The following is a 19066-nucleotide window of genomic DNA, read 5'->3' on the forward strand; positions in this document are numbered from 1 at the left end:
GCTATCCGGTGTACTTAGAGCGGGCGGATGTTCTCAGCCTGCGGGCCCTTCGGACCCTGGGTGACGTCGAACTCGACCTTCTGGTTCTCGTCCAGGGAGCGGTAGCCGCTGCTGGCGATTGCCGAATAGTGGGCGAAAACGTCGGCCGACCCGTCATCCGGGGCGATGAAGCCAAAACCCTTTTCGGCGTTGAACCATTTAACTGTGCCTGTAGCCATGCCATATCCTTCTGAAATGCTGCTGATCTCCGGCGGCCCTAAGGCCAACGGCTGCGGAGACATTCGTCCGCTGTCCCCCAACGTACGGGTCCGGGGGCCATGGTGCAAGAGGCCGACGGGGGGATTTCTTCACGTTCGCCGGCAATAGTAAGGGCACCATGACAACAATCTCTGTGGTTATCCCCACCCGGAACGACGCCGAGCTGCTCTCGGTTTGTCTGTCCGCGCTTGCCCGCCAGACCCGCCCCGCCGATGAAATCATCGTCGTGGACAACGGAAGCTCGGATAACACGGCGGCGGTCTGCACCGCCGCGGGGGTGCGGCGGATCGCCGTCGACCTCCCGGGGATCGCCGCCTCGACGGCGCACGGTTTCGATGAAGCGCGGTGCGAGTTGCTTGCCCGGCTGGACACAGACTCGGTCCCGCCCGCGGACTGGCTGGAGCGCGTCGCGGCGATCCTTGACGGGGCCGGTCCGCTGTCGGCCGTAACAGGCCCGGGGGATTTTTATGGCGGGAACCGCTTCGCCCGCTGGTTGGGCCGGAACGTCTATATCGCCGGGTATTTTTGGGCCATCGGTTGGCTGCTGGGGCATCCCCCGCTGTTCGGCTCGAACTTTGCCCTGCGCTCCGGGGTCTGGGCGCGGATCCGCGGCAAAGTCAGCCGCGGCCTGCCGCCGGTCCATGATGACCTCGACATCTCCTACCAGATCCCGCCCGAGGTGACGGTGATCCTGGAGCCCACCTTGCGGGTAGGCGTCTCGGCCCGGCCGTTCGAGGGCTGGCAGTCCGTCGGCCACCGGCTTTTGATGGCGTGGACCACCTTCGGCGTCGAGTTCGCCAAGGAGCGGCCCGGACGGCGTCGGCGGCGCCGGCGGCGATGGGAACGGCAACACCCGCGTCAGACGGCCGCGTAGAGCGCGATCAGGTCACGGCTCATCTGGTACGGGGACGTCTCGCTCGGGCTGTGGCCGCCCCGGTACACCGCAATCCGGGCGCCGATCGACTGCGCGAAGGCCCGGTGCAACGCGAGCGGCCAGAGGTCATGTTCGCCGACGGCAACGAACTTCGGCAGCGATGCGGCGGCCAGCGCCGCCCTGAGATCGGGTGCGTGTTGCATGAGCCCGAGAATGTCGCGCACGGAGGCCCGGCGGGTGAAACGGAACCTCGAGTTCACAAAACGCATGCGGTTCCGGTCAACCCCGATGACGTTGCAGCGGATGCCCCAGATCATCAGTGCGGCGCCGACGCGGCCGTTGACGCACGTACTCAACCTGCCGATCTTGCTGATTCCCCGGAAACTGTGGCCAGGCTCCGGGGGGCAGCTGATCAGCGTCAGGCTGCTGAACTTCTCCGGCCGCCGGGAGAAAGCCAGTTGCGCCACGATCGCGGCGAAGGAGTAGCCGACCACATGCGCGGGCCCCTCCTCGGCGTCGAGCATCGCGACCAGGTCGTTGCTGAACAGCTCGTAGTCGTAGTGCGCCCGGGGCGGAACGAGGTTCTCCGGCCCGGCGGCCGCCGACTCGTACTGGCCGGCGATGTCGCAGCTGAGGACTGAGTAGCCGGCCGCTGCGAGCTCGGGCAGCATGAGGACAAAATCTTCCTTGGACCCGGTTGCCCCGGGGATCAGCAGCACCCTGGGGTTGCCGGGGGTGCCCATGGACAGGGTGGCCAGTGGTCCGCTGGGGGCATCGAACGTGCCCCGCGTGGCGCCGGCAGGCACGGCGGCCCAGTCGACGTCGTTCAGGGCGGCGTCCCGGCGGGCGGCTTCGTCAACCAGCGCCGATCCGAAGCCCTCGGGGTCCCGATCGTCCTGCGCGTCGCCGTCAGCAGCCACCATGGACTAAACATAGCCCTGAACGGGTGCGGCCGGGCCGGATCCGGCCGGAGTGGCGGCGCTCAGGCCACCTTGCGCACGAAAGCATGGATCCGGCGGTACACTTCCTGCGATTCCGGGTAGCGGAAGTTCTGTTGCCAGGTGTGTTCGGTGTTGGCGCTTGCCCAGCCGTAGATGAGGCTGTCCACCGGGACGGAGTGTTCGCGCAGCCGGGCAATGAAGTTCATGTTGGCGGCGTAAAAGTAGTCGCGCTCCGAAGTAGTCACGAAGACCGGCGGGAAGCGCGAATCCAGCCATTCGATGGGTGAGAGAAAGCCTGCGCCCCTGCGGAGGGCTTCCAGCCTGCCTGGGCCGGCAAAGCCGGCGCCAAACCAGCCGCGAAAGCCGGGGCGCAAACCCCCGCCGATGCCGCGGCTCCCGCCGCCGGTGCGGCGGACGGGCAGCAGCATGCGGATGAAGTTCAGGCTCAGCACGAAGCCCTTGTCGAAGAAGACGGAGAAGTCCACCACACTGCAGTGCTGGACCAGGCCCTTGAAATCCGACGCCGGCACAGCCGGCGTCAAGCCGTGGTGCCGTGCCAGTTCCGGCCGGAAGCTGGCCGCGGTCAGTAGCGCCGCGATCTGGCCGCCGGCGGAGTCGCCGCCGAGCACGATCCGTGATCCGTCGCCCCCGTAGCCGGCGACGTTTTGCCGGACCCAGGCGAGTGCGGCGTTGGCGTCCGCCAGAACGTGGGCCATCTGGAATCGCGGCGCCTTCCGGTAGTTCACGTTGACCACCACCATGCCGCCCTGGGCCTGGCTCGCGCAGTACTTGGTCAGCGAGGACTTGTCCCCGGACGTCCAGCCGCCGCCGTGGAAGTACACGTAGACCGGCAGCGGTCCTGCCGGGCCGGATTCGGCGGCTGAGGTGCCCTCGGAAGGATGCGGGGTGATGACGTCGAGGCGGTGCGCCCGGATCCCGTCGCCCACGAAATCAATGTCGTGGAAGTATTCGACGCCGGTAATCGGGTCGACGTTGAAGCGTGCGTTCTCGCTGGCCTTCACCGAGTGCATCAGCAACCGCCAGGTCCACACCGGAACCCGGCGCAGGACGTTCCTCGCCCTCCGGGCCAGGGCGGAAGTGCCCCCGGGCTGGTGCGGCTGTTGAACCGGCAACTCGTGGTGCATTGGCTGGTAAGCCGCTGAGGTCATGGTCCCATTCTATCTGGCACAACTGTGCTAGAGCTGTGGGCCGGTCATGGCGCAGCGCGAAGGGCCTCATAGTCCAGCAAGGATTGCCGGGCATAGCTGAACGACCAGTCGACAACAGCCTCGGTGCCGTCATCCGATTTACCCAGGTAGCCGAGGATCTGGCCTGCGGCGGGGCTTTGCGCGTGGGCGCGTGCGAGCAGCAGCGCGCACGTGCGGACGTAGTCGAAGAACGGGACGAAGTCGAGCCCCGCGAGGTCGATCGATCCTTTCATGTCATGGAACTGGCGCACGTAGTAGTCGCGTCCGCCGTTCTGCAGGTGGCCGAGGAAAGGATCCGACACGGCCTGCAGCACCCGTTGGAGCTGGACCACGCGGTTACCCTGACCATGCTCTGCCACAGCCTGCGCGCTGCTGCCCGGCTGCGCGATGCCGCCGTAGCGCTGCAGCACTGACTGCCCGGCCTCTTTCACCTGGAGCAGCAGCGGATCCCCATCGGGGGACTGCAGCAACTGCAGGAAGCAGCGGGTTCCGACGCTGCCGACGCCGACCACGCGGCGGGCCAGATCGGTGGGGGTGTACTGGGCCAGGACGGTGCGGACGTCGAGACTGACCGTGCGGCGATATTCGGCGAACAGGCGCGGTACCACGTCGGTGTTCTGCACGGGCGCAGTCGTCATTTCCGGCGGACGTTCCACGAAACGCAGGCGGCCGTCGTCGTCCAGCCGCGTGGTGCGGCGCACGGCCCGCTGGCCGGTGCGCTTCGTGGCCGCGCTGATCGCGTGGTGCAGCACCTTCCGGGCATCCGGGCTCAGAAGGCTGCGGGCGAATTTGAGGTTGCTATGCATGTAGAAGCGCTCGTACGGGTTTCGTTCCAGCATCGTTCTCAGTGCGCCGCGGTAAGCCCTGACGGTGCGTTGTGCTGCTTTTCGCACCTCGCGTTCGGTGTACTCGGCGTGAATTCCGCCGACCACCACGCTCGTGACGAGCCGTTTGAGGTCCCAGTCCCACGGGGCCGCGCCGGCCTCGTCGAAGTCGTTGAGGTCGAAGACGAGTTTGCGTTCCGGTGAGGCATAGAAGCCGAAGTTGCTGATGTGCGCGTCGCCGCATGCCGCGACGATGATTCCCGAGTGCGGGTCGCGGGCGAGGTCCATGGCCATCAGCCCGGCCGTCCCCCGGTAGAACGCGAAGGGGTTCTCGAGCATGCGCTCCATGCGCAGGGGCACCAGATCCTGATCGCGGTCTTCGTTCTGTTCGCGGATGTGGGCGACGGCGTCACGCGGTGCCGTGCTCCGATCGGCCAGGGCACTGCGCGGCGTGGTCTTGCGCAGTTGGCGACCGCGGGCGTACGCATCCGCACGGCTCAACTGCCGCTCGTCGCGGTCCGGAGCGGGCGAGGACTCGGCAGGCATGAGGTCATTCTGGACGCTCCCACCCGGTTCCGCAACAGGCCGCGTTGACCCGGACGATCAGGGCCGGCCGGCCCCGGCCGGGTCCGCTCAGGGAGTCAGCAGGACCTTGATGGCGCGCCGTTCGTCCATGGCGCGGTAGGCCTCCGGGGCTTCCTTCAGCGGCATCACGACGTCGAAGACCCGGCCCGGATTAATGGTTCCGGCGAGCACGTCCGCGAGCAACTCGGGGATGTAGGTCCTGGCCGGGGCCATGCCGCCGGCGATCGAGATGTTCGTGTCGAACAGGAACCGCAGCGGGGCCTCCGCGCCGCCTGTGGGGACGCCGACAAAGCCGAGGGCGCCGCCCGGGCGGACGCTGTGCAGGGCCTGCTCCATCGATTCCTTGGTTCCCACGCACTCCAGCACGGAGTCTGCCAGCACGCCGCCGAGCAGTTCGCGGACCTTGGCCACGCCGTCGTCCCCACGTTCGGCGACGATGTCGGTGGCCCCGAATTCGCGGGCGATCGCCTGCCGGTCGGCGTGCCGGGACATGGCGATGATCCGCTCGGCCCCGAGGCGCTTGGCGGCGAGCACGCCGCAGAGCCCGACGGCGCCGTCGCCGACCACAACCACTGTCCGGCCAGGGCCCACCTTCGCGGCCAGGGCGGCGTGGTGTCCGGTGGCCATCACGTCGGAGAGTGTGAGCAGGCTGGCGCGCAGGGCGTCGTCCGGATCGGTGACGCCGGGGACCTTGACCAAGGTGGACTCGGCGAGCGGCACACGGACCGCCTGGCCCTGCCCGCCGTCGATGCCCAAGCCGGTGTCATCCTTGCCGCCCCAGCCCGCCAGGTGATCGCAGGCCACGGTGACGCCGTCCAGGCACTGGGGGCACTCGCCGCAGCTGACTACGAAGGGCGCGATCACGAAGTCGCCCACGGCGAGGGTCGTGACGCCGTCGCCGATGCTCTCAACCGTCCCGATGAACTCGTGTCCGATCGCTGACGGTTCGTGTGTGGGCTTGACGCCACGGTAGGGCCACAGATCCGAGCCGCAGACGCAGGAGGCGGTGACTTTCACGACGACGTCCGTGGGCAACTGGACCGTGGGGTAGCCTCGGTCTTCGACCCGGATGTCGCCGGGGCCGTGGATGATGGTGGCGCGCATGGGGGCTCCTCAAGTTGTGCGTGGGCTTGTACGCAAGTTTAGTCCCGTGGCATGCCGGCCACGTATGCGAGGAAAAGCAACGCGGGGTCAGATCTGGCCCATTAGGACCCCCGGCATGGGCCGTACCTGACCCCGCGTTGCCTTAGACGGCCTCGAGCACGCTGACGTAGTTCGCGATGCCCACCCCGCCCATGTTCTGCACGGCGGCCCGGCGTGCGTTGCCGAGCTGCATGTCGCCCGCCGTGCCGGTGAGCTGCATTGCCGCGATGACGTGCTGGGATACTCCGGTGGCACCGACCGGGTGGCCCTTGGCCTTGAGTCCGCCGGAGACGTTGACGGGCAGCTTGCCGTCCTTGAAGACCCAGCCTTCCTCGAGGGCACGGGCACCCTGGCCGGGTTCGGTCAGTCCCATGGCCTCGTACATCAGCAGTTCGGCGATGGTGAAGCAGTCGTGCACCTCGGCGAAGTCCAGGTCCTCCAGCCCGACGCCGGCCATTCCCAGCGCGCGCTGCCAGGAGGCGCGGGTCGCGGCGAAGGCGGTGGGGTCGCGGCGCGCGGCGGGGAAGAAATCGTTCGCCTGGCCGAAGCCGGCGAGCCGGACCGGGGCCGTGGCCCCTCCCGTGGGGGAGACGCTGAGCACGACGGCGGCGGCGCCGTCGGACACGGGTGAGCAGTCGGTGCGGCGCAGCGGATCGGCCACCATGGGGTTCTTGTCCGAGACCGTCTGGCAGAACTCCTCGCCGAGGTCCTTGCGGAGCTGGGCATAGGGGTTGTCCACGCCGTTGCGGTGATTCTTCGCCGCGATGGTGCCCAGGACATCCGAGAGGTTCCCTGCGCCAGTCTTCCCTGTGCCAGCGCCGTAGCGCTTCTCGTAGTGCTTGGCGACCTCGGCGAACAGGCCGGTGAACCCGGTGCTGGAGGCTTTGCCGGCCGTGTCGTAGTCGGCGCCGAGCAGGGCCGCGCCCACGACGTCCGCGCCGGCCTGGGTCATCTTTTCTGCGCCGATCACCAGTACGGTCTTCGCGGTGCCGGCCAGCAGCGACTTGGTGCCCTGCTGGAAGGCCGCGGAACCGGAAGCGCAGGCGTTCTCGACCCGGGTGGACGGGACGTTGGCGAGCTGGTCCGAGACCTGCAGCGCGAGTGAGGACGGGAAGGCCAGCGGCATCATCCCGGAGTTGAACTGGCCCAGATAGATCTCGTCGATCTGGCCCGGCTCGATGCCGGCGTTGCCGATCGCCTCGCTGGCAACCTGCACGATCAGGGATTCGAGGGTCTCGTCGGTGAGCTTGCCGAAGCGGCTGTGGCCCCAGCCGGTGAGCAAGACATCCTTGCCGAACTGTTCTTTCAGGCTCATGCCGTGGCTCCTTCGAGCTCCAGCGCGACGTCGAATTCGGCTTCGGTTTTTTCGCGGATTTCCTCGACGGTGACGCCCGGCGCAAGGCGGGTCAGCGTCAGCCGCCGTACGCCGCCTGGTTCTTGTTCATGCTTCACCAGGTCAAACACCGCGAGGTCGCTGATGATCCGGTCCACGCAGCTCAGGCCGGTGAGCGGCAGGGTGCATTCCGTGACGATTTTGGCGGTGCCGTCCTTGGCGTTGTGCTCGGTCAGGACCACCACGCGCGGCGTGCCGGCCACGAGGTCCATGGCGCCGCCCATGCCCTTGACCATCTTGCCGGGGATAGTCCAGTTGGCGAGGTCGCCGGCGCCGGAGACCTGCATGGCGCCGAGGATGGCGACCTTGACGTGCCCGCCGCGGATCATGCCGAAGGAGGTGGCGGAGTCGAAGATGCTGCCGCCGGGCAGGACCGTGACGGTCTGCTTGCCGGCGTTGATGAGGTCGGCGTCTTCCTCGCCCGCATAGGGGAAGGGGCCCATGCCAAGCAGTCCGTTCTCGCTCTGCAGGACGACGCGGACGCCCTCGCGCAGGTTGTTGGCGACCAGCGTGGGGATGCCGATGCCGAGGTTGACGTAGTCGCCGTCGCTGAGTTCTTCGGCCGCGATGGCAGCCATTTCATTCCGGGTCCAAGCCATGATGATTCTCCTCAGAAGTCTTTAGGTGCAGTTCAGGCGGAGACGACGGCGGCAGTGGCGCCGACCGTGTCCGGCCGGGGGCGTACAGTCCGCTGTTCGATGTCCTTGACCCGGCTGCTGGCCTGCACGAGGCGCTGGACAAAGACGCCGGGGGTGGTGATGTGGTTGGGGTCGAGGGCGCCGGGTGCGACGATCACCTCGGCCTCCGCCACGGTCACGAGGCCGGCAGTAGCCACGACGGGGTTAAAGTTCTGCGCCGTGTAGCGGTAGATCAGGTTGCCGTCGGTGTCCGCGGTGTGGGCGTGGACCAGGGCGACGTCGGCCTTGATGGCCCGTTCCTGGACGAATGTCTCGCCGTCGAACTCCGCGAGCGGCTTGCCTTCGGCGACGAGGGTGCCGACACCGGTCTTGGTATAGAAGGCCGGGATGCCGGCGCCGCCCGCGCGGAGGCGCTCGGCAAGCGTGCCCTGCGGGGTGAACTCCACCTCCAGCTTGCCGGCAAGATACTGCTCGGCGAAGAGTTTGTTCTCGCCCACATAGGAGGCGATGACCTTGCGGACCTGGCCGGCTTCAATCAGTACGCCGAGACCTTTGCCGTCCACGCCCATGTTGTTGGACACCACCGTGAGGTCCTTGACGCCCGAATCGCGCACGGCCTCGATCAGGTCAGCCGGGATGCCGCTCAGGCCAAAGCCGCCTACGGCGAGCGTCATGCCGTCCCGCAATACGTCCTGCAGCGCCGCGGCCGCTCCGGATTTCAGCTTTGACATCGCATCTCCTCATTGAGCCGTTGACGCAATCCACTTTGTGGACTGCTCCTCTGATGTTGGAGCCTACGGTGCCAAAAAGTAGCCTGTCAACGGATACTTTTTGTATCCAGAGTGCCGTTTTTACAGTGTGGACGCTAAGCTGGAGTCCGTCCACAATGTGGATACATTGGGCAGGTTTTTCGAATTTTGAGGATAAAAGATGAGTTCACCGCCGGTCCGCGGCGCCCAGGTCGTCAGCCGAGTCGCCTCCTTGCTGCGCATTGTCGGGCGGAAACCGGGGGGGTCCGCCCTGATGGAGCTGGTCCGCGAATCAGGGCTGACCCGCCCCACAGTGCACCGGCTGCTCAGCTCGCTTGCCGCGGAGGGGCTCCTGGACCAGGTACCGGGCGGCAACTGGGTGCTGGGCCCGGAGATTCTGCTGCTGGGATCGGTGGCCTCGGCGCGCTTCCCGCTCGAGGACATCGCCAGGCCCAGTCTCCGCCGGCTCGCCGAGGAAACCGGCGAAAGCGCGTTCTTCTCGATCCGCCGCGGTGCCGAGACGGTGTGCCTGCTGCGCGAGGAGGGCAGCTTCCCGGTGCGGTCCTTCGTGCTGCACGAGGGCGTCCGCTTTCCGCTGGGCGTCGCGTCCGCCGGGACCGCGATCATGGCGTTCCTGCCGGCGGACGAGCAGGAGGCGCTGCTGGCGGAATGGGCCACCCATGCGGGCGAATTCGCAGGAGCCCACACCGAGGCCCTGGTCCGCGCCAACTTACTGGCAACCCGGCAGGCAGGCTACTCCGTGAACCCGGGGCTGGTCCTGGAAGGCAGCTGGGGGATGGGAGCAGCCGTCTTCGACCAGCGCGGCCGCCCGGCCTGGGCATTGTCGCTGACCGGCATCGAGCCGCGCTTCCGGGAAGACCGCAGGGATCAACTTGGACGGGTGCTGATGGAGGAGGCGCACCGGATCTCCACCCTCCTGGGGGGCGTCCGGTAGGCGTTCCGGCCGGGTCAGCCCAGCCCAGCCGGCCCGGCCGGACCTGCGCTGGCTGAGTCTCTTACTTCCACCAGGTGTCGAAGATGGTGACCGGGACGGTGCGCTTGTGCCGGGTCCGAAGGTATTTCTGTTCGATCAGCTCGGCTGCGGCTTCGGGGATATCGCGGCCCTCGAGGTAGTCGTCGATCGTGTTGTAGCTGAGGCCCAGTTCGTCCTCGTCGGTACGGCCGGGCTGGCCGTCTAGGAGGTCGGCTGTGGGGACCTTTTCCCAGATCCGGGCCGGGGCGCCCAGTTCGGCGAGCACGGCGCGGTTCTGGCGCTTGTTCAGTCCGAACAGCGGCAGGATGTCAGCGCCGCCGTCGCCGAACTTGGTAAAGAAGCCGGTGACTGATTCCGCGCCGTGGTCAGTGCCGATGACCAGATAGTTGTGCTCGCCGGCGAGGGCGTACTGCGCGATCATGCGGGTGCGGGCCTTGGTGTTGCCCTTGTGGAAGTCGGAGATTCCGTTGCCCACGGTCTTCTCGAATTCGTCCTCGAAGCCATCCACTGCGGCGGAGATGTTGAATGTCCACTCGGTCTTGGCCTGGATGAAGTCCAGGGCAGCCTGGGCGTCGTCCTCGTCGTGCTGTACTCCATAGGGCAGGCGGACGGCGACGAAGTTGGCGTCCACCCCTTCAGCTGCCAGCTCGTCGACAGCAAGCTGGGCCAGCCGGCCGGCGAGGGAGGAGTCCAGCCCGCCGGAGATTCCAAGGACAAATCCCTTGGTGTGGGTTGCCTTCAGGTAGTCCTTGAGGAACGTGACGCGTTTGCGCACCTCCCCGGCGGCGTCTATCCGGGGCTGCACGCCCATTTCTTCGATGATCTTCGCCTGAAGTTCGCGCATGTCATTAAGCCTAGTCAGTGGTGTCAACCTTGCTCAACCGTTGAACCGGGACCATCGCCGCCGCGGCGCTTCCTGACGACCGCTGCGCACATCGCCGCGCGCTACGCGGATTCCCGTAGCGCAAGGTTTTTCGCGCCGCGCCAGCCCGAAACAGCCGCGAAAAACCTCTCCCACGGCGACCCTTAGCAGGCGTACCGTGGGGCCATGGAGACGACAGGGTGTGTGGTGGTGGGCGGCGGCCCGGCCGGCATGATGCTGGGGCTGCTGTTGGCGCGGGCCGGGGTGCGGGTGACGGTGCTGGAGAAGCACGCGGATTTCTTCCGGGACTTCCGTGGCGACACCGTCCACGCCTCCACGATCCGGCTGATCGACGAGCTGGGCCTTGGCGAGGAATTCCGCCGGCTTCCGCAAAGCCGGCTGACCAACGTCGCCTTCCCGGTGCCCGGCGGCCCGCCCGTGACCATGGGCAACTTCGATGCGCTGCCCGCCCCCTACAACTACGTGGCCATGATGCCCCAATGGGACTTCCTGAACTTCCTGGCTGCCGCCGCCGCCCAGGAACCCTCCTTTGAGCTGCGCATGAACCACACTGCCAAGGCCCTCGTCCGCAACGGCGGACGTGTCACCGGCGTGCACTACGTGAACGCGGACGGCGCCGGGGGCGAACTCCGCGCGGACGTGGTGATTGCCACCGACGGGCGCCATTCCACCCTGCGCCGCGAGGCAGGCCTGGCCCCCAAGGAGTACCCGGTGCCGTTCGACACCTGGTGGTTCCGGCTGCCGCGCCATGCCTCCGAGCAGGGAGCGGTGGCCGGCATCGTGCCGGCGTTCGGCCGCGGCGAGGCCCTCCTGGCCCTGTACCGCAACGACTACTTCCAGATGGCCTACCTCGCGCCGAAAGCCGCGGGCGCGCGGATCCGGGCCGAGGGAGTCGAGGGATTCCGACGCCGGATAGCGGCCCTCCGCCCGGATCTCGCGGACCGGGTGGACGCCATCGTCTCGCTGGAGGATCTTCACTGGCTGGACGTCCGGCTGGACCGGCTGCGCGAATGGCACATCAACGGGCTGCTTTGCATCGGGGACGCCGCGCACGCGATGTCCCCGGCCGGCGGGGTCGGAATCAACCTCGCCATCCAGGACGCCGTCGCCGCCGCTGCTGGGCTGGCCCCGGCGCTGCTCCGGGGCCGGGTGCCCCGCGCCGATTTGGCGAAAGTGCAACGACGGCGGCGGCTGCCCACCGTCGTCGTACAGACCGCCCAGCGGATGATGCACAAGGTGCTGTTCGAACCGATCATGACGGGAAAACGGTCCGGGGCCCCGGCGGCCCTGTTGTTCCTGGCGGGGCATATCCCGGCAGTCGGACGCGTGCTGCCGCGGTTCATCGCCTTCGGTCCACGGCCGGAACACGCGCCGGCGTTTGCACGGCGCGCCCCCCAGCATTCAGGGCCGGGCTGAGGGTGACGCCGACGAGGTCCCGGAGCTGGGCCCCGGACGGGCTGGCTGGGAATAAGGCACCGGCCAGCCACTAAACTGGGTCCCATGACTGCCATCAGTGACCCCGCGGCCGACGCTGCCGCCGCCCGTGCCCGCCTGCTGGAACTGATCAAGGAACTGGCCGTCGTGCGCGGCAAGGTCATTCTCTCCAGCGGTGCCGAAGCCGACTACTACATCGACCTGCGCCGGATCACGCTGCACCATGAGGCCTCAAAGCTGGTCGGACAGGTCATGCTCTCGTTGCTGGCCGATGCCGGCATCGACTTTGAGTGCGCGGGCGGGCTCACCATGGGTGCCGACCCGGTGGGTACCGCCGTGATGCATGCCGCCGTCGAGGCCGGACGCCCCGTGGATGCTTTCGTGGTCCGTAAGGCCCAGAAGTCCTACGGCATGGGCCGCCAGGTGGAGGGCCCCTCGGTCGTGGGCCGCCGCGTGCTCGTCCTTGAGGACACCTCCACCACCGGCGGCTCCGCGCTGGCCGCCGTCGAGGGTGTCCGCAAAGCAGGCGGCAACGTTGTCGCCGTCGCCGTGATCGTGGACCGTGACACCGGCGCCAAGGAAAAAATCGAGGCCGAGGCCGGCGTTCCCTATCTCTTCGCCTTCGGAAAAGGCGAGCTCGGGCTCAGCTAGGCCATTCGTCCTGCAGCGGAAGTGTGTGGACCGTGGGTTGGCCGTGTTTTATCATGTTCAGATATCCACCAGACCCCCGGAGACCATCCGCCATGCTCCTTCCCGAAGAATTCCTCGGAAGTAAACCCCTCAGCACCGTCGACCAGATCCAGAACCTCATCCTGGACAGCGCCGATTTTGAGGAATTCCTCAATGAGCTCGCGCGTTTCTCCGCGCATCAGGTGGCCGGTGCCGGCGACGACGCCCTGTGCGGCATCACGCTGCTGCGGGACCGCAAGGCCGCCACGATCGGCTGGAGCAGCGACTCCGCCCGCGAAGTGGACGAAATCCAGTACTCCTTGTCCCAGGGCCCCTGCCTGACCGCAGCCAAGGAGGAACGCGAAGTGTACGTCCCGGACCTCTTTGACGAGGACCGCTGGGGCCCCGACTATGCCAACGCCGTTGCTTCGCACGGGCTGCGTTCGGTGCTGTCCGTGCCGTTCCACCTTCAGGGCGACGCGCAGGCCGCCCTAAACCTGTACTCGGATGTGCCGCACAAGTTCGACGGCGACGTGGCCGCCCGCGCCCGCGGCTACACCCGGCAAATCTCGCAGGCGCTGCGGCTCGCCGTCCGCTTCTCCCTGCACACGGACAGCGCCACGAACCTGCGCGCGACGCTCGAATCACGCACAGTGATCGACATGGCGATCGGGATCGTCATGGCCCAGAACCGCTGCAACCAGGAATCGGCCGTCAGGATCCTTACGGACGCATCCAGCAACGGCAACGTGAAACTGCGCGACATCGCCGCCTCGCTGGTCCAGTCGGTGGGCGGCGCGGCCACGCGGACGCATTTCCAGGAACCCGGGCACAAAGAAGCGGTCTGAACCGGCTGCTGATCCGGGGGCGGCATATGACTTGTGCCTCTCGGATGTTGCCGTTACGCTGGGTGAGGTTGAGCCGTCGGCCATAGACACCCTTTTTTGGAGTACCTATGGACCAGTCACTGCAAGCCCACGTCAAACTCGACATCGACGCAGATGTTGTCAGGATCGACGTCCGGGGGAGCCTCACGCAGGCCTCCCGAACCTCCCTGATGCGGCTCATCCAGCGCGTCCGCCGGATGGGCATCACTTCCCACATCACTGTTGACCTCGGCCGCGCGGCTTTCGTTGAATCTTTGGCCCTGGCCGGACTGCGCAACGACCTCAATATGATCGACGGCGGTGCGGCGCAGGCCGAGGTCGCCGGTGGCCTGCCGGCCGGAAGCGGTGTCTCCCTTGAGCTGAACCCGCACAGCTTCCACCCTGCCGCCGTGCTGCAGAACCTGGACGTCTCGGGCGACTTCACGGCGTCCATCGATTCCAGCAAAACCCGTCCCCTGAGCCGCTTCTCCGACGACGAACTGCTGGCCGCGAGTGACTCAGCGTTCGGCCTGCTGGACAACCCCGCGGTTATGGCACGCTCGGAACTCCTGGCCAGCTATGACGAAATCGGCCTCGAAATCAGCCGCCGCTCAGAGGGACCGCAGCCGGAACGCGCTTAGGAAAGGTGGGCCGCCGCGTTCGTACACGGGACTGTGGCTGAGCTGTTATCCGGCGTCGTTCTGTTCCGCGTTCCGCGGTGACTACGGTAGAGGAGTGCCGCGTGAGACGGAAGCAGATGAGGTGGGCGGGTCCCGTGAAGACCCGGCCCGCATGCTCCATCATGCCGCAGGGCTCAGGAGGTTCTCACGGCGCGGTTTCCTGATCGGCGCGGGCTCGGCTTCCGTGCTGGCGGGGGACATGCTCTTCACCCGCAGGGTGCAGGCCGAGCGCCGGGTCAACAAAATACTCCGGGTGCCGGATGACACCGCGGACAAGTACTTCCCCCAGGCCAGCTGGTTCCTGTTTCCCGGCTACAAGACAGGCTGGGAGGAAGGGCAGTGGATTCTGAATGCGCTGCGAGGGGCACTCAACAAACGCGGCCAGCTCGCCGCCGTCGGCTATTCCAATGTGGGCCTGGACATCGACAAGATCGTCATCGCCGTCGTGGAGTACACCCGGGCCCGGAAGCTCAGCACCCTGTACTTTTACGGCCACAGCTTCGGCGGCATGGTGGCAACGCAGGTGGCCGCCCGGCTCCGGGAGCTGCACGGCATAGAGGTGGCGTTCGTCCTGCTCGATTCCAGCCCCAGCAGCAGGTATGACGTCCTGGACCCGAGCTGGTTCGAGGGGGTGGTGTTCCTCTACGAAAACGGCTTCCGCTTCCCCACGGTGCTGCGCGGCGGGTACGAGCTCGGCGAGCGGATGCTGCACAAGAACGAACGGAGCTGGGGGCAGGTCCTGGACCAGACGCTGGAGCAGCTCTCGCCGATTGCGCCCTCGAGCGTGCTGATCCAGTCCGAGTCCGCCTACATCTACCACTTCGATCCGCGCCGATTCGCCGGAAAGCTCGGCGGAACCCGGATGGCGTTCATCGGCAACCCGCGGGACGCCACCGTGGACTACGAGTCGGCGCGGGATGCCTGGGGGTTCATCTTCAAGGACAACATGGCCTCCGACTCGCTGCGGACATTCGGCGCCCGCCCGGCTCACGCCAGCCCGGGATGGAGCCCGTTCGTCTACCGGCCCCTCATCGAGGAGCTGCAGGACGAGCTCTTCCCGCTGCCCTCCGGTGGCGGGAAGAGGACCGCGTTCTAGCGCCTGCGCCTTTCCCGGCCGGCCGTTGCGGGCTAGATCTGGTTCTTCAGGTCCGCGACGGAGTTCAGGACCTGGTTCGGCCGGAACGGGAAAGCGGCGATGTCGTCCCGGTGGGTGATGCCGCTGAGGACGAGGACGGTGTGCAGCCCGGCCTCCATGCCGGCGATGATGTCCGTATCCATGCGGTCGCCGATCATGGCCGTGGTTTCGGAGTGCGCGTCGATCTGGTTCATGGCCGAGCGGAACATCATCGGGTTGGGCTTGCCCACAATGTACGGCTCCCGGCCGGTCGCCTTGGAGATGAGCGCGGCGATGGCGCCGGTGGCCGGCATCGGACCGTCCTTCGAGGGGCCGGTGGCGTCCGGGTTGGTGGCGATGAACCGCGCACCGCCCAGGATCAGCCGGATTGCCATGGTGATGGCCTCGAAGGAGTAGGTGCGGGTTTCGCCGAGCACCACAAAGTCCGGGTCCTGATCGGTGAGGATGAAACCGGCCTCGTGGAGCGCCGTCGTGAGTCCTGCTTCACCGATAGTGTAGGCCCGGTTGCCGGACTCCGAGCCGCGCACCTGGTCCTTGAGGAACTGGGCCGTCGCCAGCGCCGAGGTCCAGATGTTTTCCTCCGGAATCTCCAGGCCGGAACTCTTCAGCCGCGCAGCCAGGTCCCGGGGAGTGTAGATCGAGTTGTTGGTCAGGACGAGGAACCGCCGGGAGGTGTCCACCCAGCGCTGGATGAGTTCCGCGGCGCCCGGGATGGGCTGGTTCTCGTGCACCAGCACGCCGTCCATGTCGGTCAGCCAGCACTCTATGTCCTGGCCGCTGCGGTATACCGACGCCCGTGCAGGTACGTCGTCTGAATCGCTTCCGTGGTCTTCGCGCTGGTCATCCATGGTGTCCTCCGCCGTAAGTGTGCCGCTACCTGTGTCCCAGTCTAATGTTGAGGCGTGACTGAACCCGAGACCCCCCGCGAAGCCCCCGCCGAACCACCGGCCGACAACGCGGCCGGGACGGAGACCGGGGCTGAACCCAAACCGGAGGTCGGCGTCGGCCCCTGGGAAGGCGAGCTGCCCCAGGGCGGGCATTGGGATCCGGATCTCCTGGCGGACGGTGACCGCCGCAACGTGGTGGACAGCTACCGCTACTGGAAGCACGAGGCGATCGTGGCGGACCTGGACGCCAAGCGCCACAACTTCCACATCGCCATCGAAAACTGGCAGCACGACATGAACATCGGCACCGTCGTGCGCACGGCCAACGCGTTCCTCGCCAAGGAAGTCCACATCATCGGACGACGCCGCTGGAACCGCCGCGGGGCCATGGTCACGGACCGGTACCAGCACATCCGCCACCACCCCACCGTGGCCGACTTCGTGGCGTGGGCGCAGGGGGAGGGGCTGGCCATCATCGGGATTGACATCTTCCCCGACTCCGTTCCGCTGGAAACCTATGAACTGCCCCGCGACTGCGTGTTGGTGTTCGGGCAGGAGGGGCCCGGACTGACCCCCGAGGTCCACGAGGCCGCCGTGGACACCTTGTCGATCGAACAGTTCGGCTCCACGCGCTCCATCAACGCCGCCTCCGCCGCAGCCATTGCGATGCACGCCTGGATCCGCCGGCACGTCTTCAACCAACTCCCGGGGTAGGGGCTTAGGGCTAGGGACGCCCGGAGCCCGCGCGAGGGGGCACTTCACGGCAGTGTTTCCCCACCGACCCCGACGAGGAGTCCATCCTGAGCCTCGGATCTGCCGCGCGCCTCTGGAACGCACCCCTGCCCGGCTGGCTTGAGGAGGACTGGCGCATCCACCTGGCCCGACGCCGGGGCCACAGCAGGCCCCGACGGGTCAACGTCGTGGGGCACAAGCTGGCACTCCGTCCGGATGAAGTAGTGGAGCTCGACGGCGCCCGGCTCACCTCGCCCGCGCGGTCCTGGCTGGACCTGGCCGCGGTCCTCAGCGCCGACGACCTTGTCATTGCCGGCGATTCCCTGGTCTGCGGCCCGACGCCGCCCGAAACGCGGCTCCGCCTGGCGCTGGTCCGGGCCGGGCTGCCTGAACAGGTGCTCAACCACGTGGTCTGGGGTGCGGACCCCTGGGGTGACCACGGTTCTCCCGTTCTGTGGCCCGACGACGGACTTGCCGGCACCCCGGAAGCGAGTATTAAGGCCCCGGTGACCGGAAACACTGCCCCGGCGCGGGAATGGCTAGGATGGTTCCTAGCCGACGAGGTTCACTCCAGGGTCCACCAGCCCGCAGACGAAATTCACTTTAGGAGTCAGCATGCCCATTGCAACCCCAGAGATCTACTCCGAGATGATCGACCGCGCAAAGACGGGCGGCTTCGCATTCCCGGCAGTCAACGTCACGTCCTCCCAGACCCTGAACGCCGCCCTCCGCGGGTTCGCCGAGGCCGAGTCCGACGGGATCGTCCAGGTTTCCACCGGCGGCGCTGCTTACTGGTCCGGCGCCTCCGTCAAGGACATGGTGGCCGGCTCCCTGGGCTTCGCCGCGTTCGCCCGCGAGGTCGCCAAGAGCTATGGCGTCAACATCGCCCTGCACACGGACCACTGCCCCAAGGACAAGCTTGACGGCTTTGTGCTCCCGCTGCTCGCCGCCTCCGAAGCCGAGGTCAAGGCAGGCCGCAACCCGCTGTTCAACTCGCACATGTGGGACGGCTCCGCCGAAACCCTCACCGAGAACCTGCGCATCGCCCGCGAACTGCTGGAGCGCACCGCGGCCGCCAAGATGATCCTTGAGGTCGAGATCGGCACCGTGGGCGGCGAGGAAGACGGCGTCGAGAACGCCATCAATGACAAGCTCTACACCACGGTCGAGGACGCCCTGGCCACCATCGACGCACTCGGCTCCGGCGAGAACGGCCGCTACATCACGGCCCTGACCTTCGGCAACGTGCACGGCGTGTACAAGCCGGGCGGCGTCAAGCTGCGCCCGGAGATCCTCAAGGACATCCAGGAGCAGGTGGGCGCTAAGATCGGCAAAGCCAGCCCCTTCGACCTCGTCTTCCACGGCGGATCCGGCTCCTCCGAGAAGGAAATCGCCGACGCCGTTTCCTACGGCGTGATCAAGATGAACATCGACACCGACACCCAGTACGCCTTCACGCGCCCCGTCGCGGACCACATGCTGCGCAACTACGACGGCGTGCTGAAGGTCGACGGCGAGGTCGGCAACAAGAAGCTCTATGACCCCCGCGTTTGGGGCGCCTCCGCCGAGGCAGGCCTGGCGGCCCGCGTCGTTGAGGCAGCCCAGCAGCTCGGCTCGACCGGCAAGACGTTCTAGGCATGTCCGACGAGTTCCGCAAGAACCTGATGGGCCCCGAGCCCACGCTCCTGCCTGCCGAAACCGAGGTTTACGCCGCTCTGGATGCGGGTCAGGAAGCCCTGGACCTGGTGGAGCAGCACCCCACGTCCTCGCTGCTCTGGGCCGTGCTGGCCGAGGAAGCGTGGACCGAGGGCCGGACAATCGATTCCTACGCCTACTCCCGCGTCGGCTACCACCGCGGCCTGGATTCGCTGCGCCGCAACGGCTGGCGCGGCGTCGGGCCTATCCCGTGGGGGCACGAGCCCAACCGCGGCTTCCTGCGCGCACTGTACTCGCTGGGCCGCGCATCCGCCGCGATCGGCGAGGCCGAGGAGCCGGCGCGGATTGAGAAGTTCCTGAACGACTCCGACCCCACCGCCAAGGCAGCCATCGAAACCGAGAGACGCTGACAGCAACGCGGGGTCACTCACGGCCCGTTCCACCAGGGTGGATGGGCCGTAAGTGACCCCGCGTTGGGGATAAACGACGACGGCGGGCGCTCACCAAAAGGTGGCGC

At 67.2% G+C, this 19066-nt stretch carries 20 protein-coding genes; 10 read left to right on the plus strand and 10 right to left on the minus strand.

Annotation, left to right across the window (positions count from 1 at the left end; translation table 11 throughout):
- Positions 1–14: 14 nt before the first annotated feature.
- Positions 15–218, minus strand: a complete 204-nt coding sequence (locus tag BJG92_RS13075) for a cold-shock protein (protein ID WP_013599688.1) — start codon at positions 216–218, stop codon at positions 15–17.
- Between the two features lie 158 nt (positions 219–376).
- Between BJG92_RS13075 and BJG92_RS13080 the strand changes: the two genes are divergently transcribed.
- Positions 377–1132 (plus strand): glycosyltransferase family A protein, encoded by a 756-nt coding sequence (locus tag BJG92_RS13080; protein ID WP_232084432.1) that lies wholly within the window; start codon positions 377–379, stop codon positions 1130–1132.
- On the opposite strand, the gene BJG92_RS13085 is transcribed toward BJG92_RS13080, so the two are convergent.
- The 7 genes from BJG92_RS13085 to BJG92_RS13115 form a co-directional block, all read right to left on the minus strand.
- Positions 1117–2055: an alpha/beta fold hydrolase gene (locus BJG92_RS13085; protein ID WP_232084433.1), complete on the minus strand. Its 939-nt coding sequence runs from the start codon at positions 2053–2055 to the stop codon at positions 1117–1119. The two genes, BJG92_RS13080 and BJG92_RS13085, sit on opposite strands and share 16 nt — an antisense overlap.
- A gap of 59 nt (positions 2056–2114) precedes the next feature.
- The gene (locus BJG92_RS13090) at positions 2115–3242 is read right to left on the minus strand and encodes an alpha/beta hydrolase (protein ID WP_232084434.1); all 1128 of its coding nucleotides are present in this window, start codon (positions 3240–3242) and stop codon (positions 2115–2117) included.
- A gap of 44 nt (positions 3243–3286) precedes the next feature.
- Positions 3287–4651 carry a DUF2252 domain-containing protein gene (locus BJG92_RS13095; RefSeq protein WP_232084435.1) on the minus strand — a complete coding sequence of 455 codons (1365 nt, stop codon included), beginning with the start codon at positions 4649–4651 and terminating at the stop codon, positions 3287–3289.
- Between the two features lie 87 nt (positions 4652–4738).
- The gene (locus BJG92_RS13100) at positions 4739–5794 is read right to left on the minus strand and encodes a zinc-dependent alcohol dehydrogenase family protein (RefSeq protein WP_232084436.1); all 1056 of its coding nucleotides are present in this window, start codon (positions 5792–5794) and stop codon (positions 4739–4741) included.
- 142 nt (positions 5795–5936) lie between these two features.
- Entirely contained in the window at positions 5937–7148 is a 1212-nt protein-coding gene (locus BJG92_RS13105) for an acetyl-CoA acetyltransferase (protein WP_232084437.1), read from the minus strand.
- Positions 7145–7825 (minus strand): 3-oxoacid CoA-transferase subunit B, encoded by a 681-nt coding sequence (locus tag BJG92_RS13110; RefSeq protein ID WP_232084438.1) that lies wholly within the window; start codon positions 7823–7825, stop codon positions 7145–7147. Before BJG92_RS13110 ends, BJG92_RS13105 begins: the two co-directional genes overlap by 4 nt.
- Positions 7826–7857: 32 nt before the next feature.
- The gene (locus BJG92_RS13115; protein ID WP_232084439.1) at positions 7858–8595 is read right to left on the minus strand and encodes a CoA transferase subunit A; all 738 of its coding nucleotides are present in this window, start codon (positions 8593–8595) and stop codon (positions 7858–7860) included.
- Positions 8596–8794: 199 nt separating this feature from the next.
- Here BJG92_RS13115 and BJG92_RS13120 point away from each other — a divergent pair, with 199 nt between their 5' ends.
- On the plus strand, positions 8795–9568 hold the full coding sequence (locus tag BJG92_RS13120) for an IclR family transcriptional regulator (RefSeq protein ID WP_232084440.1): 774 nt from the start codon (positions 8795–8797) through the stop codon (positions 9566–9568).
- 61 nt (positions 9569–9629) lie between these two features.
- Here BJG92_RS13120 and nadE read toward each other — a convergent pair whose 3' ends face one another.
- Positions 9630–10451 carry an ammonia-dependent NAD(+) synthetase gene (nadE, locus tag BJG92_RS13125; protein ID WP_232084441.1) on the minus strand — a complete coding sequence of 274 codons (822 nt, stop codon included), beginning with the start codon at positions 10449–10451 and terminating at the stop codon, positions 9630–9632.
- Between the two features lie 204 nt (positions 10452–10655).
- Here nadE and BJG92_RS13130 point away from each other — a divergent pair, with 204 nt between their 5' ends.
- The 5 genes from BJG92_RS13130 to BJG92_RS13150 all read left to right on the plus strand — a co-directional run bounded on the left by BJG92_RS13130 (position 10656) and on the right by BJG92_RS13150 (position 15235).
- On the plus strand, positions 10656–11906 hold the full coding sequence (locus BJG92_RS13130; RefSeq protein WP_232084442.1) for an FAD-dependent oxidoreductase: 1251 nt from the start codon (positions 10656–10658) through the stop codon (positions 11904–11906).
- Positions 11907–11990: 84 nt separating this feature from the next.
- Positions 11991–12575, plus strand: a complete 585-nt coding sequence (gene pyrE / locus BJG92_RS13135) for an orotate phosphoribosyltransferase (RefSeq protein ID WP_232084443.1) — start codon at positions 11991–11993, stop codon at positions 12573–12575.
- A gap of 92 nt (positions 12576–12667) precedes the next feature.
- Positions 12668–13441 (plus strand): GAF and ANTAR domain-containing protein, encoded by a 774-nt coding sequence (locus tag BJG92_RS13140; protein WP_232084444.1) that lies wholly within the window; start codon positions 12668–12670, stop codon positions 13439–13441.
- A 107-nt stretch (positions 13442–13548) separates the two neighbouring features.
- Positions 13549–14100, plus strand: a complete 552-nt coding sequence (locus BJG92_RS13145; protein ID WP_232084445.1) for a hypothetical protein — start codon at positions 13549–13551, stop codon at positions 14098–14100.
- A 94-nt stretch (positions 14101–14194) separates the two neighbouring features.
- Positions 14195–15235: a thioesterase domain-containing protein gene (locus BJG92_RS13150; protein ID WP_374199796.1), complete on the plus strand. Its 1041-nt coding sequence runs from the start codon at positions 14195–14197 to the stop codon at positions 15233–15235.
- A gap of 32 nt (positions 15236–15267) precedes the next feature.
- On the opposite strand, the gene BJG92_RS13155 is transcribed toward BJG92_RS13150, so the two are convergent.
- Entirely contained in the window at positions 15268–16122 is an 855-nt protein-coding gene (locus BJG92_RS13155; protein WP_232084446.1) for an HAD-IIA family hydrolase, read from the minus strand.
- A gap of 54 nt (positions 16123–16176) precedes the next feature.
- Here BJG92_RS13155 and BJG92_RS13160 point away from each other — a divergent pair, with 54 nt between their 5' ends.
- From BJG92_RS13160 to BJG92_RS13170, 3 genes are all read left to right on the plus strand, one after another.
- Positions 16177–16875, plus strand: a complete 699-nt coding sequence (locus BJG92_RS13160) for a TrmH family RNA methyltransferase (protein WP_374199797.1) — start codon at positions 16177–16179, stop codon at positions 16873–16875.
- A gap of 633 nt (positions 16876–17508) precedes the next feature.
- Positions 17509–18528 (plus strand): class II fructose-bisphosphate aldolase, encoded by a 1020-nt coding sequence (gene fbaA / locus BJG92_RS13165; RefSeq protein ID WP_232084447.1) that lies wholly within the window; start codon positions 17509–17511, stop codon positions 18526–18528.
- A 2-nt stretch (positions 18529–18530) separates the two neighbouring features.
- Positions 18531–18959, plus strand: coding sequence for a DUF3151 domain-containing protein (locus BJG92_RS13170; RefSeq protein ID WP_232084448.1), 429 nt, complete (start codon positions 18531–18533; stop codon positions 18957–18959).
- The last annotated feature ends 107 nt before the right edge of the window (positions 18960–19066 follow it).

Source organism: Arthrobacter sp. SO5, assembly GCF_020532805.1.
Classification (GTDB): Bacteria; Actinomycetota; Actinomycetes; order Actinomycetales; family Micrococcaceae; genus Arthrobacter.